At 61.0% G+C, this 14,894-nt stretch carries 10 protein-coding genes and 2 tRNA genes; 10 read left to right on the top strand and 2 right to left on the bottom strand.

What is annotated here, in order from left to right:
• Positions 1 to 459: 459 nt before the first annotated feature.
• Positions 460 to 675 carry an RNA-binding S4 domain-containing protein gene (locus HMPREF2999_RS05045; RefSeq protein WP_005508828.1) on the bottom strand — a complete coding sequence of 72 codons (216 nt, stop codon included), beginning with the start codon at positions 673 to 675 and terminating at the stop codon, positions 460 to 462.
• 231 nt (positions 676 to 906) lie between these two features.
• Between HMPREF2999_RS05045 and HMPREF2999_RS05050 the strand changes: the two genes are divergently transcribed.
• The 10 genes from HMPREF2999_RS05050 to HMPREF2999_RS05095 all read left to right on the top strand — a co-directional run bounded on the left by HMPREF2999_RS05050 (position 907) and on the right by HMPREF2999_RS05095 (position 13,922).
• Positions 907 to 2,286 carry a glycine--tRNA ligase gene (locus HMPREF2999_RS05050; protein WP_005507052.1) on the top strand — a complete coding sequence of 460 codons (1,380 nt, stop codon included), beginning with the start codon at positions 907 to 909 and terminating at the stop codon, positions 2,284 to 2,286.
• Between the two features lie 128 nt (positions 2,287 to 2,414).
• The gene (locus HMPREF2999_RS05055; RefSeq protein ID WP_070676242.1) at positions 2,415 to 3,392 is read left to right on the top strand and encodes a GNAT family N-acetyltransferase; all 978 of its coding nucleotides are present in this window, start codon (positions 2,415 to 2,417) and stop codon (positions 3,390 to 3,392) included.
• A gap of 200 nt (positions 3,393 to 3,592) precedes the next feature.
• Positions 3,593 to 4,759 carry a tRNA dihydrouridine synthase DusB gene (gene dusB, locus HMPREF2999_RS05060; protein ID WP_049355088.1) on the top strand — a complete coding sequence of 389 codons (1,167 nt, stop codon included), beginning with the start codon at positions 3,593 to 3,595 and terminating at the stop codon, positions 4,757 to 4,759.
• A 137-nt stretch (positions 4,760 to 4,896) separates the two neighbouring features.
• Positions 4,897 to 7,005, top strand: a complete 2,109-nt coding sequence (dnaG, locus tag HMPREF2999_RS05065) for a DNA primase (protein WP_070676243.1) — start codon at positions 4,897 to 4,899, stop codon at positions 7,003 to 7,005.
• 195 nt (positions 7,006 to 7,200) lie between these two features.
• Positions 7,201 to 7,273, top strand: a tRNA-Asn gene (locus HMPREF2999_RS05070).
• Positions 7,274 to 7,839: 566 nt separating this feature from the next.
• Positions 7,840 to 8,712 (top strand): phage holin family protein, encoded by an 873-nt coding sequence (locus HMPREF2999_RS05075; RefSeq protein ID WP_005508823.1) that lies wholly within the window; start codon positions 7,840 to 7,842, stop codon positions 8,710 to 8,712.
• 326 nt (positions 8,713 to 9,038) lie between these two features.
• Positions 9,039 to 10,244: a glycosyltransferase gene (locus HMPREF2999_RS05080; protein WP_070676244.1), complete on the top strand. Its 1,206-nt coding sequence runs from the start codon at positions 9,039 to 9,041 to the stop codon at positions 10,242 to 10,244.
• 109 nt (positions 10,245 to 10,353) lie between these two features.
• Positions 10,354 to 10,427: transfer RNA gene (locus HMPREF2999_RS05085), tRNA-Ile, on the top strand.
• 260 nt (positions 10,428 to 10,687) lie between these two features.
• Positions 10,688 to 11,731 carry a hypothetical protein gene (locus HMPREF2999_RS09660; RefSeq protein WP_070676245.1) on the top strand — a complete coding sequence of 348 codons (1,044 nt, stop codon included), beginning with the start codon at positions 10,688 to 10,690 and terminating at the stop codon, positions 11,729 to 11,731.
• 10 nt (positions 11,732 to 11,741) lie between these two features.
• Positions 11,742 to 13,922, top strand: a complete 2,181-nt coding sequence (locus HMPREF2999_RS05095; protein ID WP_246823082.1) for a flagellar motor protein — start codon at positions 11,742 to 11,744, stop codon at positions 13,920 to 13,922.
• Positions 13,923 to 14,047: 125 nt separating this feature from the next.
• Here the strand turns inward: HMPREF2999_RS05095 and HMPREF2999_RS05100 are convergent, their stop codons facing one another.
• The gene (locus tag HMPREF2999_RS05100) at positions 14,048 to 14,695 is read right to left on the bottom strand and encodes a M23 family metallopeptidase (RefSeq protein ID WP_246823083.1); all 648 of its coding nucleotides are present in this window, start codon (positions 14,693 to 14,695) and stop codon (positions 14,048 to 14,050) included.
• Between the last annotated feature and the right edge of the window lie 199 nt (positions 14,696 to 14,894).

Consider the following 14,894-nt stretch of genomic DNA (forward strand, 5'->3'; position numbering starts at 1 on the left):
GTGCGCAGAAGGTTGCGGAGGCGACCGGCACCGCCGAAGGCTCTGACGCCTAAATCGACTATATGGAAAGCCCCCGGGTCTGACGACTCGGGGGCTTTACGTTTAGCCTTATTTTCCGCGCTGAAGGCGGTTATCGTCCTCGTTCCTACAGGGGCTGGGTGGGTGGGACGCTATACCCTTCCTCCGCTCCTGCAGGGGCACCCGCCGCACCCGGACGCTCCGCTTCTCCTTGCTTCGCGGCGGAGAGCGCCCGGGTGGGCACCCTGATGTCGCTTCCGGAGGGTATAGCTACCCTCGGCTCCGGTGAGGTGCGCGGAGGGACGGTGTCGTCCGAAAGTGACATCAGGGTGCCCGAAGCGAAGCGAGGGCGGGTTCCCTGCAGGAACGAGGACGTACGCCGTCCCTCACAGATTCCGCCACCTCATCGTTCCTAGGCCCCAAACGTGTAATCAGACGGTGCTAGTCCTCGTGCGCAACCTTCACGGTCACGCCGTTGAACGTCACGGTATCTCCGGGGTGCAGCTGTTTGCCGCGTGCTTCCTCAATGTCGCCGTTGACCTTGACCAGGCCGTGCTGAATGACCTCGCGTGCCTGCGCACCGTCCTCTACGAGGTTGGCGAGCTTGAGGAACTGGCCGAGGCGGATCATGTCGTCGCGAATAAAAATTTCTTCCATGCTCTCTAGTTTATCCCGCCGAGTGCATCCTGGTGCCTGGCAAAAATGGGGGAGCGGTGAGGGGCAAGAGCATACCTTGGGCGGGTTGGTGATGGTACCCTGGTGTCTTGCATCAAAAAGTGTGCATATTGCGCCGATGAGCGCGAACACCGGGCGCCCTGCTCTGGGTAGCGCCCCCATCAACCCGAACTCACGCACGCCACAGCCGGTGGCGGGGCAGAAGGAGTAACTATGGCTGAAAAGTCCACCCTCGATAACGTTATTGCGCTCGCGAAGCGCCGCGGCTTTGTTTTCCAGGCCGGTGAAATTTACGGCGGTTCCCGCTCCGCATGGGACTACGGCCCCCTCGGTGCAGAGCTGAAGGAAAACATCCGTCAGCAGTGGTGGCAGCGTTTCGTCCGCTCTCGTGCGGACATGGTTGGTCTGGATTCCTCCGTTATTCTGCCTCGTGCGGTGTGGGAGGCGTCCGGTCACGTGGCAACCTTCACCGACCCGCTGGTTGAGTGCCTGTCGTGCCACAAGCGTCTGCGTCAGGATCACCTGCTGGAGAACTTTGAGGCGAAGAAGGGCCGCGCGGCTGAGGGCATGGAAGAGATTGCTTGCCCGAACTGTGGTACTCGTGGTGAGTGGACTGAGCCGCAGAACTTCTCCGGTCTGATGAAGACTTACCTGGGCCCGGTTGATAATGAGGAGGGCCTGCACTTCCTGCGCCCGGAGACCGCTCAGGGCATTTTCGTGAACTTCAACAATGTGGTCACTGCTTCTCGTAAGCGCCCGCCGTTCGGTATTGGCCAGATTGGTAAGTCGTTCCGTAACGAGATCACCCCCGGTAACTTTATTTTCCGTACTCGTGAGTTCGAGCAGATGGAAATTGAGTACTTCGTGCACCCGGATGACGCTGATAAGTACTTCAACGAGTGGGTTGAGGACTGCTGGAACTGGTTTGTTGACCTGGGTATTAACCCGGATAACATGCGCCGCTTCGACGTTCCTAAGGAGGAGCGTGCGCACTACTCGGCTGGCACTATTGACGTTGAGTACCGCTTCGGCTTCCAGGGTTCCGAGTGGGGCGAGCTGATGGGCGTTGCGAACCGTACCGACTACGACCTGGGCGTGCACAACGAGCACTCCAACGCGAAGCTTGAGTACTTCGACCAGGCGACCGGTGAGCGTTACGTGCCGTACGTGATTGAGCCGTCCTTCGGTCTGACCCGCTCCATGATGGCGTTCCTTGTTGACGCATACGTCGAGGACGAGGCACCGAACACTAAGGGTGGCGTGGATAAGCGCGTCGTGCTGAAGCTTGACCCGCGCCTGGCGCCGGTGAAGGCAGCTGTTCTGCCGCTGTCGAAGAAGGCTGAGCTGTCTGAGCCGGCAACTAAGCTGGCGAATGAGCTGCGTGGCCTGTGGAACGTGGACTACGACGAGGCGGGCGCTATTGGCCGCCGTTACCGCCGCCAGGATGAGATCGGTACCCCGTTCTGCATCACCGTGGACTTTGACACTCTCGAGGATCAGGCTGTGACCATCCGCGAGCGTGACACCATGAACCAGGAGCGTGTGGCTCTGGATCAGGTGAAGTCCTACCTGGCTGCACGCCTGGCAGGCTAAAAATAATTCATAACACGGTCGGCGGGTAGCCTCTTAGAGCGAAAGAGGCTACCCGCCGTCGTGTATTTAGGCTACCCTGGTTAGACTGATTGGCACGTTTGACGCGAGCGAAGGAAAGGTGCACGGATATGGCTGAACGCCTCAGCGAAAAATTTGAGATTCGCCCTTGGCAGGAGGGTGATGACCTTGCCCTGCTTGAGATTTGGAACTCTGCCCGCAATGAGGTTGAGGAGCGCCAGCGTGGCCTTTTCGGCCCGGATACGGATGCGCCGTTTAGCCGCACCCTGGTGGTGACTGCTTCGGGTGTGCCGGTGGCTGCGGGTACTGTGGTGGCTTCGCTACTGCATCCGACGCGTCTGTGGTCGTATGTGGAGGTCGCGGCTGACCACCGTCGTCAGGGTATTGGTACTGCCCTGCTGGATGCGTTGCGTGAGATTGCGGCGGCGCACGGTCAGACCACCGCTCTGCGTGTGAAGTTGGCGCCGTTTAGTGACGGTGAGGAGTTTGCGCAGGCGGCCGGCATGAAGCTGATTCAGCGTTCCCGTATGGTGCGTGTGGAGCCGGGTGCGATTCCTCCGGTGTCTTTGCGTGAGGATGCTGACGGTAACGAGACTCAGGCGATTGAGGATTTGGCGACCGGTTCAGTGGAGCTGACCGCCGCGCTGTGGGATTTCTACCGCCGCGCCCACGAGTGGGATGTTCCCGCCGAGGTGGGTCTGGGCACGGTGAACCGCTACTTCCTCTCGGATGAGGTGCGTGCTTTTGGCGCGGTGGTGCTTCGCGATCATATTCGTGAGGCTGCCGCAGAGGGTAAGAAGGGTCCGATTGTGGCGTTTGCGGTGAGCTACCATCCCTTTGAGACCGACCCGGAGGCAGCGCTGGTGAATGAGAAGACCGCCACCGAACTGCTGCTGGGCTACGACTTCGATAATGAGGGCGCCGTGGAGGCGATTATGCAGGTACTGTCCCTGCTGAGCGCTAAGTACCCGGTGCTGGTTGAGGTTGACGACGCCATGGAGGCGCTGGTTCAGGTCACTGACGTGCTGCTGCGTGCCGGCACTGCCTCGGTGGAGGGCGACCCGACCTATATTTACGTGACCGAGTAGGTTCGCGGTATTGAGCCTGCTGGCTGACTCTTGCTGAAGGGGCGGGGGAGCGGAACGCTTCCCCGCCCCTCGTGCGTGCTTGCGCCTCCTCACGGTTGCTGAGCTGCGCTGTGCTACTGAGTCGTGCCGCTGCACTGCGCTCCTGTACCCCCTCAGCTGAGTCCGGTTCTCGATTTGCCCCCGTATGCCACAATATAGGGGTGAATTCTGAAGCACCCCGTCTTACCCTTCCGCCCCTGAAACTGGGCAATCTGACCGTTGATACTCCCGTGGTTCTCGCCCCGATGGCTGGCGTGACCAATAAGGCTTTCCGCCGCCTCTGCAGTGAATATGGCGGCGGCCTGTACGTTACCGAAATGGTGACTGCGCGCGCCCTGGTGGAGCGTAAGCCCGAGTCCATGCGCATTATTGAGCATGACCCGGACGAGAAGATCCGCTCCATCCAGATTTACGGTGTGGACGCGGTCAACGTCGGTAAGGCTGTGCGCATGGTCGTTGAAGAGGACCGTGCCGACCACATTGACTTGAACTTTGGCTGCCCGGCTCCTAAGGTGACTCGCCGCGGTGGCGGTGCTGCCCTGCCCTGGAAGACTGACCTGTTCACTGCGATTGTGCAGACCGCGGTGAAGGAGGCGTCCCGCAACGATATTCCGCTGACCATTAAGATGCGTAAGGGCATTGACGATGATCACATTACGTTCTTGGAGTCCGCCAAGATTGCGCGTGATGCCGGTGTTGCGGCGATTGCTCTGCACGGTCGTACTGCGGCTCAGCATTATTCGGGTAAGGCCGACTGGGATTCTATTGCGCAGCTGCGTGAGCTGATTCCGGATGTGCCGATCCTGGGTAATGGCGATATTTTCTCCGCCGAGGATGCGGTGCGCATGGTTGAGCAGACCGGCGTGGATGGCGTCGTGATTGGTCGCGGTTGCCAGGGTCGCCCGTGGCTGTTTGGCGACCTGCAGAATGCGTTTGAGGGTTCGTCGGAGCGTATCCGCCCGACCCTGACTGAGGTGTCGGACATGATTTACCGCCACGCAGAACTGCTGGTGGAAACCTTCGGCGATGAGACCCGAGGCCTGCGCGAGATCCGCAAGCACGTGGCGTGGTACTTCAAGGGTTACCCGGTTGGCGGTGAGCTGCGCGCGAAGATGGCTCAGGTGCCCGACCTGGCGACGTTCCGTGAGCTGATTGCTCAGCTGGACCACTCGATTGGTTACCCGGGTGCCGCCGTTGAGGGTTCGCGCGGCCGCGCCGGCAGCCCCAAGCAGCCGCATCTGCCCGATGGCTGGCTGGATTCGCGCATCCTGGGGGACGCTGAGCGTCTGGGCCTGGCGGAGGCTGAGCTGGATATTTCCGGCGGCTAAACACCTGTACTTGTGTGCCGCGGCGTGCTGTTTGCGCGTCGCGGCGCATCCTTTTTATGAGCCTGTTCGTGCGTTATTTCCCGCGCCTGCAACGCCTGTAGGCGCTGCCTGTTGACCCTCACCGTAGAATTGAGTTTATGGCTGGATTAATCCGCAAAGAAGACATTGACGAAGTCCGCGCCCGTACCGATATCCGCGAAATCATTGAAGGCTATGTGAGCCTCAAAAGCGCCGGTATAGGCACCTTCAAGGGGTTGTGCCCGTTCCACGACGAGCGCACGCCCTCCTTCAATGTGCGCCCGCAGGTTGGCTCGTACCACTGCTTCGGTTGCGGTGAATCCGGTGACGTGTACTCCTTCGTCATGGCGATGGAACACACCAGCTTCGTTGAGACGGTGGAGCGTCTAGCCGCGCGCATCGGCTACACCCTGCACTATGAGGGTGGTAAGCCCGGCGACCGCTACGAGGCGGGTATGCGCCGCCGCCTGCTCGACGCGCACAAGATTGCCGCCGAGTTCTTCGAACGCAACCTCTACAGCGCTGATGCTCAGGAGGCGCAGCGCTTCCTCGGCGCCCGCGGTTTCGATCCCGCCGCAACCCGCAAGTTCGGTGTCGGCTACGCCCCGCGCGGCTGGGACCACCTGCTCAAGCACCTTCGCTCCCAGGGTTTCACTGATGAGGAGCTGAAGGCTACCGGCATGTTCTCGGAGGGCAACCGCGGCCTGTACGACCGCTTCCGCGGCCGCATTATCTGGCCGATTCGCACCATCGCCGGTGAAACCATCGGTTTCGGTGCCCGCCGCCTCTTCGACGACGACCAGGGCCCCAAATACCTGAACACCCCCGAGACGCAGCTGTACAAAAAATCGCAGGTGCTCTACGGCATTGACCTGGCAAAACGCGATATGACCAAGACCAAGCAGGTCGTCATCGTGGAAGGCTACACGGACGTCATGGCGGCACACCTTGCCGGCATCACCACCGCTGTTGCCACCTGTGGCACCGCGTTCGGTCCCGGCCACATCAAGATGGTGCGCCGCATGATTACCGACGACGGCTCCGGCGGCGAAATCATCTTCACCTTCGACGGCGACGCCGCAGGCCAGAAAGCCGCCATGGCCGCCTTCCAGGAGGACCAGCGCTTCGTCGCGCAGACCTTTGTGGCGGTTGCCGAGAACGGCATGGACCCCTGCGACCTGCGCCTGCACAAGGGCGACGCCGCCGTGCGCTCCCTGATTGCTTCGCGCCGCCCACTCTTCGAGTTCGCGATTGATTCGACCCTCGCCAAGTACGATTTGGCGACCCTTGAAGGCCGCGTGCTGGCGATGCGCGCTATCGCCCCGATTATTGCCGGCATTAAGGACCGCGACCTGCGCCCCGCCTACATGCGTAAGGTATCCGGTCAGCTCGGGCTGGAGCTCGACGAGATTCAGCGTGCCGTGGCGTACGCACAGAACCACCCGAAGCTTTCTCGCTCCCAGCAGGCGGAGGCTCCCGCCGCCGCACCGCGTTACGAGCGTCTGAACGAGGGGCCGCAGGGCGTGCCGGGCACGCCGGGTTACGCGGGTGCGCCGAGTTATGCAGGTGCTCAGGGTGCAGTTCATGCTGACGCGCCCTACGACCCCGCCTACGACGCACCGCCACCGGAAGACCACGCCGCACCCAGCGTCTACGCCGGGCAGAACGCTGCCGCGCACCCGCCGAGCAGCATTCAACCCACCGCACCCCAGCCGGAGGCGACCGCCCCCGCCGTCGAGGAGTTCCTCACCCCCGACCCGCGCGATCCGGTTGCCCGCCTCGAAAAGGCGGCGCTCGAGATTGCCCTGCAGCATCCCGAGCTCATCAGCGTGGAACAGTGGCGTAACCTCGCCACCGTGCAGTTCCGCTATCGAACCCATCGTGAGGTGGCCGCCGGTATTATTCACGCGGCAACCGTCATGGCGCCCACCCCCGGCATCGAATGGATCAACTGCGTGCGCTCCGGCGCCGTGGAGGGCGTGCACCCTGCCATCGCGGAGCTTGCAGTCTCACCGCTACCGGTCAGCAGCGCTGAGCGTCTGCCCGGTTTCGTGACTGGTGCGCTCAACGCCCTATTCGAACAGCAGATCGCTCGCCAAAAATCTGACCTGATGATGCGCCTAGAGCAGCTCAGCGTCAACCCCGACGACGAAGAGTTCGAAGCGGTACAGCGTCAGCTTCTCGAACTGGAAATGCGCCGCCGCCAGCTCAGCGCACAGCGCGGCTAAGTACGGTTCTTCCGCTACGCCCCGGCAATCTGCCGAATGTCCTGTGTTCTGCAGGTTGCCGGGGGGAACGCCACCCAAACTAACCACGCAACCCAAAGAGTGATGCACTTCACGGCATTTCAAGTTGCGGAGCCCAAACAGCCCCGGTATAGTTATTACTCGTTGCAAGGGAAACCGGCAACGAAAACAAAATAATCCCCCGTAGCTCAATTGGCAGAGCATTCGACTGTTAATCGAAGGGTTACTGGTTCGAGTCCAGTCGGGGGAGCGCATAAAGCAAGAATCCTCAGGGCTCCGCCCTGGGGATTCTTGCTTTATCTGTTGCCCTGGCTCGAACCAGTAACCACTCCGCCATACGCAGGCGCTGGGGCGCCTGCTCCAGGTTCTCGGGCTTACGCCCTCGGCGGGATAACGGTTTTTTACTTCCTCGCGCGCTCGGAAAAACCGTCACCCCGCTGTGTCGAGTCCAGAGCAACAGCGAATTGTGAAGGGAAGCGAAGATACTTCACCCTGCAAAAATGTACCCCGCAAAAATGTGAAGTCTAACGCACAGAGAAGTTCCTCGTCCACATCAACCACACGCCCACTCGGCGCGTAGCGGGGGAGCGGTGCATCGGCATCCTCTTATGCCTACTCCAGAGCAAATCCACAGGCGCAACCAAACCCAGAAAGCTACGCCTGCAGCTCAATGTAGCCTCCAGAAAGTCGAAAATACCTGAAGAGATAGCGCAAACCCCCACCCAAACGGTCACGCGGAGGTATCATAAGGGGCTAAACTATAGGAGGTGGAGTGCGAAAAAGAAGCCTCCAAAAACACGTCACGGAGAGGTGGTCATGACCACTACTACTAATCCCAAGGCACCTAAGCGTTTCTTTGCTGGCATCAGCGGGATTAAGTCCGGCGTCGCGAACATCATCGACGCTGGCAAAACCTTCAAGACCCTCGGACCCAGCCAGGTCAAGGACGAAATCCAGATTGCAAAGCACGAGCTGAAGACCAAGGGCATCGCCGTTGGTAAGGGCGCTGCCTTCTTCGGCGTCGCAGCAGTCTTCGGTCTGTTCCTGATTATTGCGCTGGTCGCCGCAGCAATCCTCGGCCTCGGCACTGTCATGCCCTACTGGGCATCCGCGCTGGTCTTCGCCCTCATCTTCCTCATCGTCCTGGCAATCTGCGCCCTGGTCGGTCTGAAGAAGGTCAAGGCACAGCTGCCGTTCAAGCCCGAATCCGCAATCTTCGGTCTGCTCTTCGACCTCGGCGTACTCAAGGAAGGTACCGCCATGTCCGCTGAGCGCCTGAAGAAGGAACAGGCAGAGCGTGCAGAGCAGAAGGCTAAGGAAGCTGAAGAAGCAGCAGAACGCGCACGTCAGGAAGCTGAAGAGCGCAAGGCACGCGGCGAGGAAGAGCCCAAGCCGCCGACCTTCGAAGAGCTCAAGCAGCGCACCGCAGAGCGTCGCCAGCACCTGGCAGCCCTGCGCGACGACCTGCAGTCCTACACCGGCGACGTTCAGAACAACACCCAGCAGGCTCTGGATGCTCTCAAGGCAGTGCCCTCCGAGGTTGCTGCAGGTGCAGCAGCTACCGGCCGCGGCCTGGCAGAGAACGTGCGCAAGCCCGAGGTTCTGCAGGCACGCTGGAAGTCCTTCGCAGCACTGGGCGCATCCATTGCAACCGTCCTGCACTTCCTGAACCGCCTGGTTCGCCGTTAAACACTGTTCGCCGCTAAACCTAGCCGCCGCTAAAACCGGTACAGGTTTAACGCCAAGCGTCCAAACGCCCCGATATTCGTATCGGGGCGTTTGTGCGTCTACGGGCAAGTTGCCGACTTCTGTCTCAATGTGAGGTTTAGAGGTAACTCCCAGCCAAAGCCGCCCGCCACAAGTCGGAGAAGGACGCAGCTCACAGGTAGAATAGACAAGTGCTGTACGTACTGGACCCACCCGGTGCACGCGGCAGACAGAGGTAGAAGCGGCGCGCCGTCGCACCCGAAACCCCAAAGTCACCGACACACTACACCCCGATGAGGAGCCCCGTCATGGAACAGGCAAAGACGATTCTGATTGGCGCAGAAACCTACCCGCCGGACATCAACGGTGCAGCACAATTCGGTCACCGCCTCGCCACCTCCATGCTCAAGCGAGGCCACTCCGTACACGTAGTCGCCGCCAGCCCCATCCCCGGCCCCAGCTACCGCACCGAAGTAGAGGGCGGCATCGTGGAGCACCGCCTGCGCTCGCACCTGCCCCCGACCCACGAGACGAACCGCATCTGCGTGCCCTGGGAGATCTGGTCCGAGGTCGGCGCAATCCTTGACGAGGTCCGCCCGGACGTGGTGCACGTGCAGTGCCACTACATTATTGGCCGTGCCCTCATCTTCCAGGCGAAGCGCCGCGGTATCCGCGTTATCGCAACCAACCACTTCATGCCTGCGAACCTTGATCCGTTCCTGCCCTTCCCCGATCCCGTGAAGCGCGTGATTGAGAAGGTCACCTGGAAGGACATGCGTTTCTGCTTCTCCAAGACTGCGGTCGTTACCACCCCCACCCAGATCGGTGCGGATGCGATGCGCGACCTGGGTCATTTTGATCGCCCCGTCATGCCGGTTTCTAACGGTATTGAAATCAGCGACTACGAGCTGCCTGAGGGAGCGGACGCCGGCAAGGTTCCCGGTGAGCTGCGTATTGCCTTCGTGGGTCGCCTTGCCGAAGAGAAGAACGTGGACGTGCTCATCGAGGCGCTCTCCCTGCTGCCCGACACTCTCGAGCACGTGGTGCTGGATATCGCCGGTGGCGGTGAGCTGCGTGAAGCTCTTGAGCAGAAAGCGCACGATTGCGGCGTGTCCGACCGTGTGATTTTCCGTGGCTTCGTTCCGGATGAGCATCTGCCCGAGGTGTACCAGATGGCTGACGTGTTCTGCCAGCCCGGTACCGCCGAGCTGCAGTCCCTGGTTTCCCTGGAGGCGATGAGCGCCTCCACCCCCGTGGTGCTTGCGAACGCGCTGGCTCTGCCGCACCTGGTGGAGGATGGCGTGAACGGCTACCTCTTCGAACCCAATAACGCTCAGGATTTGGCGAAGAAGCTGGAGGCTGTGCTCTCCCTGCCCGCCGCCGAGCGTGAGCAGATGGGTCGCGAGTCCCGCCGCATCGTGGGCTTCCACAGCGCTGAGAACACCTGGCGTACCTTCGAGGAACTGTACGTGAGCGACGCTCCGTACCAGCGTTACCTGGATTCGCGCCGATAAGCTTCTTTAGGTGCTGAGTAGTTGATTGAGCGTTTTTCGTTCTCAGTCGCTGTTCAGGTACTCTAGAGGATGGTGCTGGCGCCCATTGCGCGCCGTCACTGCACCGGATGGGGAGTTAGCTCAGCCGGTTAGAGCAGGGGACTCATAATCCCTTGGTCGCGGGTTCGAGCCCCGCACTCCCTACGGCCCCGCCCGTCGACTTCACCCACTTGTTGGCGGGCGGGGCTTTTTCGCGCTCTCTTTTCGTGCTCTCGGAAGCGGTTATTTTCGTGCGTGGAATGCATCAATGGTGATGAAAATGAGTAAATGACGAACGAAGACGCATCATACCGTTCAATACGGTAGGGTTGAAGAGTCTTGTCACGAAAGACAGTGTGATGCCGCCGGTAGATGCCGATTCAGCCGGTAGGTGTTGCTTCCACACACCATACGAGAGGATCTCAATGTCGGAGAACACTCCCAACAACCCGTCGCAGGGTGCAGCCGGAGGCTACGGCTACGACGCCGGCGCGCGTCCCGCGCAGGATGCTTCGCTTCCGGGCCAGGCTGCTCAGCCGGGTAATGCAGCTCAGGCTGCTCAGCCGAGCCAGCCGGGTAATGCTGCTCAGCCTGCCGCAACGGTAGCACCTCAGCAGCCCGTTCAGCCTCAGCAGGCGCCTCAGCCCGCTCAGGTAAACGCTAATGCGCAGTCGAATGCTGAGGCTCAGGCAGCCCCCGCGCAGCCCGGTGTTGCGCCTCAGCCCGGTGCCGCGCAGCCGGGTCAGCCCGGCCAGGCAGTCTACGCGCCGAGCGCACCGCATCCGGCGGTGAAGGCGCTGGGTGCTACCTGGAACGCGTTCCTGGACGTTTTCTCCAGCAACCCGGCGACCGCGCATGCCCGCATCTCTTCCGCAGGTGCGTGGGGTTGGATTGTTCCCACGACTCTGCAGGCGCTGGTGGGCGCGTTCTTCTTCAGCCAGCTGGTAATTCTGGCGGCGGTTGTCATGATGTCCATGTTGGGCTACATGTTTGGTGGCCGAAGTGGTGCCGCCTACGGTGGTGCCTACGCCGCACAGGCTGTGCCGACCGGACGCATGATTCTGGCGTACGTGCTGATGGCTCTCGCCATCTTCGGCGTGCAGGTTCTGCGCGGTGTGCAGCTGCAGCTGACCGCGCGCATTGGCAAGGCGCCGGCGTCCTTCACCGCGAGTATGCATGCTGTGTCGGTGTCTTCTCTGGTGCTGATTCCTTCGTTCCTGCTGCTGAACCTGCTCGTGTTCTTCATGACTCTCAGCCGTAGCGGTGACGGCGCGTTCTTCCTGACCATGCTCATGGTTCTGGTGCTTGCTTTTGCGGTGTTCTCGGGTGAGGCTCTGACCTACCTGGGCCTGAACCGTCTGGGCCGCTTCGCGAAGTCCCCGATTATCATGCACGCGGCGCTGAGTACCGCATGGGTTCTGGCATCCATGGTTGTTTACTACGTGGCTATTCGCCTGATGGGAGCCTAGAATGCACGCGATGACTCATACCCCGGCTGCACCGGCTCGTCAGCGCTGGATGTTCCTGGCGGTTCTGCTGACCATTGCAGCGCTGATTCTGAGTGCCTGCAGCGCGAAGATTGAGACCCAGCTGGGTCTTGAGAGCGCCGAGAAGGGTACTCGTACGATTCTGGTTTCCTTCAACATGAAGGATAACCAGGACAAGGTTAAGGGCGGCACCCAGGCGCTGGATGCGTCCGTTCGTAAGCACCTGCCCGAGGGCATGGAGTACGAAGGTATTCAGTCTGAGGGCGAGAAGGCTCGTGCGACCTTCAAGGTCTCCTTCTCCTCCGTGGACGAATACCACTCCAAGGTGACCTCTCTGCTGAAGGCTTCGGGCTCCGACATCAAGCCGCAGATTAGCATCATCAACTCTGACCAGGGCCTGGTGCAGGGTATCCAGGTGAAGGAAAACTTCAGCTCTGGCGACCTGCTGGGCTGGCTTCCGGAAGCGCTGGTCGTGGATGGTGTGGTGTCTGCTTCTAATAAGAACAGCGTCCTCAGCAGCAGCGATGAAACCACTGTGAAGTTTGGCGAGAAGGAAGTGAAGAACTCCGGTGGTTCTAAGATTTCTGCGAAGGATGTTCAGGACCGCGGTTTCCGTAACGTCATTCTTGACGTGAAGGAGAAGGACGGCGGTTACTCCGTGATGGTTTCCTTCGTCGCGAAGGAAATCATGAACACCGAGACCGCCTCGGCGGTCGACGCCTACCTGAACCAGGTCAAGCCTGAGGGCTCCGAGCTGAAGAAGGGCCTGGAGTCCTCGCAGGCGAAGGCATACGCTCCTTCCGCATCGACCCCCAGCGCGAAGGAAGAAGTGGGCCGTACCCTGACCTTTAGCGCTTCTTCGATTGAGGATTTGGGCAACGGTCTCAAGAAGCTGTTTGGTGCAGGTAGTACCGATCTCTCCGCTAGCCGTGAGGTAGTGGCGAAGGATAATAACTTCACCGTTCAGAAGAAGATTTCGGGTCTGCTGGACTGCGCGCTGCTGTGCTCCCCGAGCGGTGATGGCCTGACTCTGACCATCATGGACACCAACGATAAGTCCTACATGGTTGACCCCGAGGGTCGCGCTAGCTCCTCCCGTTCGGGCGGTAGCAGTACTCTCATCGCGGTTGACCGTGTTTCTTCGCGCCAGATCGAGATGAAGAGCATGAAGGTGGCTACCTCCCTGGGCCTGGACGGTTCCATGGAAGCACGTTTCCTCTACGCATTCCCGACCGCGGATGTTGCGGGCGCTGAGCAGAAGCTCAAGGACGTTTTCGCAGGCGGCGGCAATGACGAGACCGAGGTTCGTCAGGACGGCGACGCCACCATCGTGAGCGTGAAGGTTCGCGGTAAGGACCAGAACGAGTTCAACCAGCGTCTGAACGAATACCTGCCCGATTCGAAGGTGACCGTTACCCGCCCCGGCGGCTACCACCCCTTCGGCTCCGACTACACCGTGACCCCTGAGATCAAGCTCTCTTCGAAGCTGGGTAACTACTACGCAGCTCCCTTCGAGTTCACCTTCAAGGCGCCGACCTTCTCCTCGCTGGAGCAGCAGAAGGTAGATGCCGCGAACAGCATCGCGAAGAGCTCTCAGCACGTGCAGCTGAGCGTGAACGGTGGCGAGCTGAGCGTCAAGACCGACCGCGGTGTCAGCACCACCTCCGGTCTGACTGTTCCGGTGTCCGGTCTGAGCATGACTGACGTAATCGTGGATGCGGTTATTGTGGGTCTGCTACTGCTCATCCTGGTTCTGCTCTTCCTGTTCCGCAAGAAGATTGCGGCGGCTCGTGCGAAGGGCCGTGAGCGTCGTGCCGCTTCGGCTGCTGCGCTGGGTGCTGCGGCTGGTGTTGCGACCGGTTACGGCGCAACCCAGGCTGACGCACAGAATGGTTACCCGGCACAGGGCGGCTACGCTGCTCAGCCCGGTTACCAGGCACAGGGCGGCTACCCGGCTCAGAACACCGCCTACACTGCGGGTGATGATTCGCCGACTCAGGTGTTCACCCCGCAGCACGGCCTGAACTACGGTGAGAATGAACCGACCAAGGCAATGCCTGCGTATATCCCTCCGACTGAGCAGCCCGCTCAGCCGGTTCAGCCCGGTCAGACTGCTCAGCAGCCTGTACAGCCGAACCAGTTCGGTGCTGATGATGGTGACATCCTCCAGTAATCAGCTGTCTTTAGCACCTACGCTAGAGAACGCAATCTAGACTGGCTCCTGTGGCCCGTTGCCTCCTTCTTGGGAGGTGACGGGCCACAGCTGTATCTGCGGCTTGTCGCCGTTAGCGCCTGCTCCTAATACCCGCCTGGCACGGGTAGCAGAATGCTCGGCTCCTTCGAGCCCAGCAGGCTCATGGGGTTGATGTACTCGGCGTCCTTGCCGCTACCGTCTCCGCGGGCGCCTCCCTGGCGTACGCCCCAGTACAGGCACGGGGTGGAGCATCGCCGGTAGGGGCGCTCGCTGTCGCCGCCGGAGGCGGTGGCGACGGTGCCGATGACCTCACCGGCTGCAACCGTGGTGCCGACCGGGAGCGCCTCGTCCATGGGTTCGAAGGTGCTGCGCCGCCCGTCCGGATGCGCGATAACCAGCACTTTGCGGTTGACGACCGTGCCGCTGAAAACCACTTTTCCGGGTGCCGGTGCGTAGACGCGCCGGTCGTGTTCGGGTACGGCAAGGTCTACGCCGCGGTGCCCCGCGCTCCAGCGTTGGGCGGGCTTCTCAAAGGGGCGGATCACCCGCGGTCTGGATGCGGCGGTGGGGGAGCGGTAGCGTACTCGGCTCGCGGCGAGTTCAACGGTGTTGGGAGCCTTCGCAGCTGAGGCGGTGCCACCGGTAAAACCTGCCCCGCCCGTCAAGCCATCTCCACCCGCGCACACGAGCGCGCCCAGCAGGCAACACATCATCAGCGCCGCGTGCCGCAACGAGTTCTCTAAACTTTTCATGTTTTGCTTCATCTTCTGAGCACATCACGAATCGGCCCGCCCCGCAGGGCCTCGCGAAAAATTGTGGATAACTCCGCCCTTTGCGCCTTAAAATCCGTTATCCACAGTGCCCCCGCACACACCCGAACCGCCCGCACAGGTTTTAACCCTAATCCGGCGGATTAATCGCGGAATATACGGTACAATGTCGTATTGCAGT

The sequence above is a fragment of the Rothia sp. HMSC066H02 genome (assembly GCF_001814995.1).
GTDB classification, from domain to species: domain Bacteria; phylum Actinomycetota; class Actinomycetes; order Actinomycetales; family Micrococcaceae; genus Rothia; species Rothia mucilaginosa.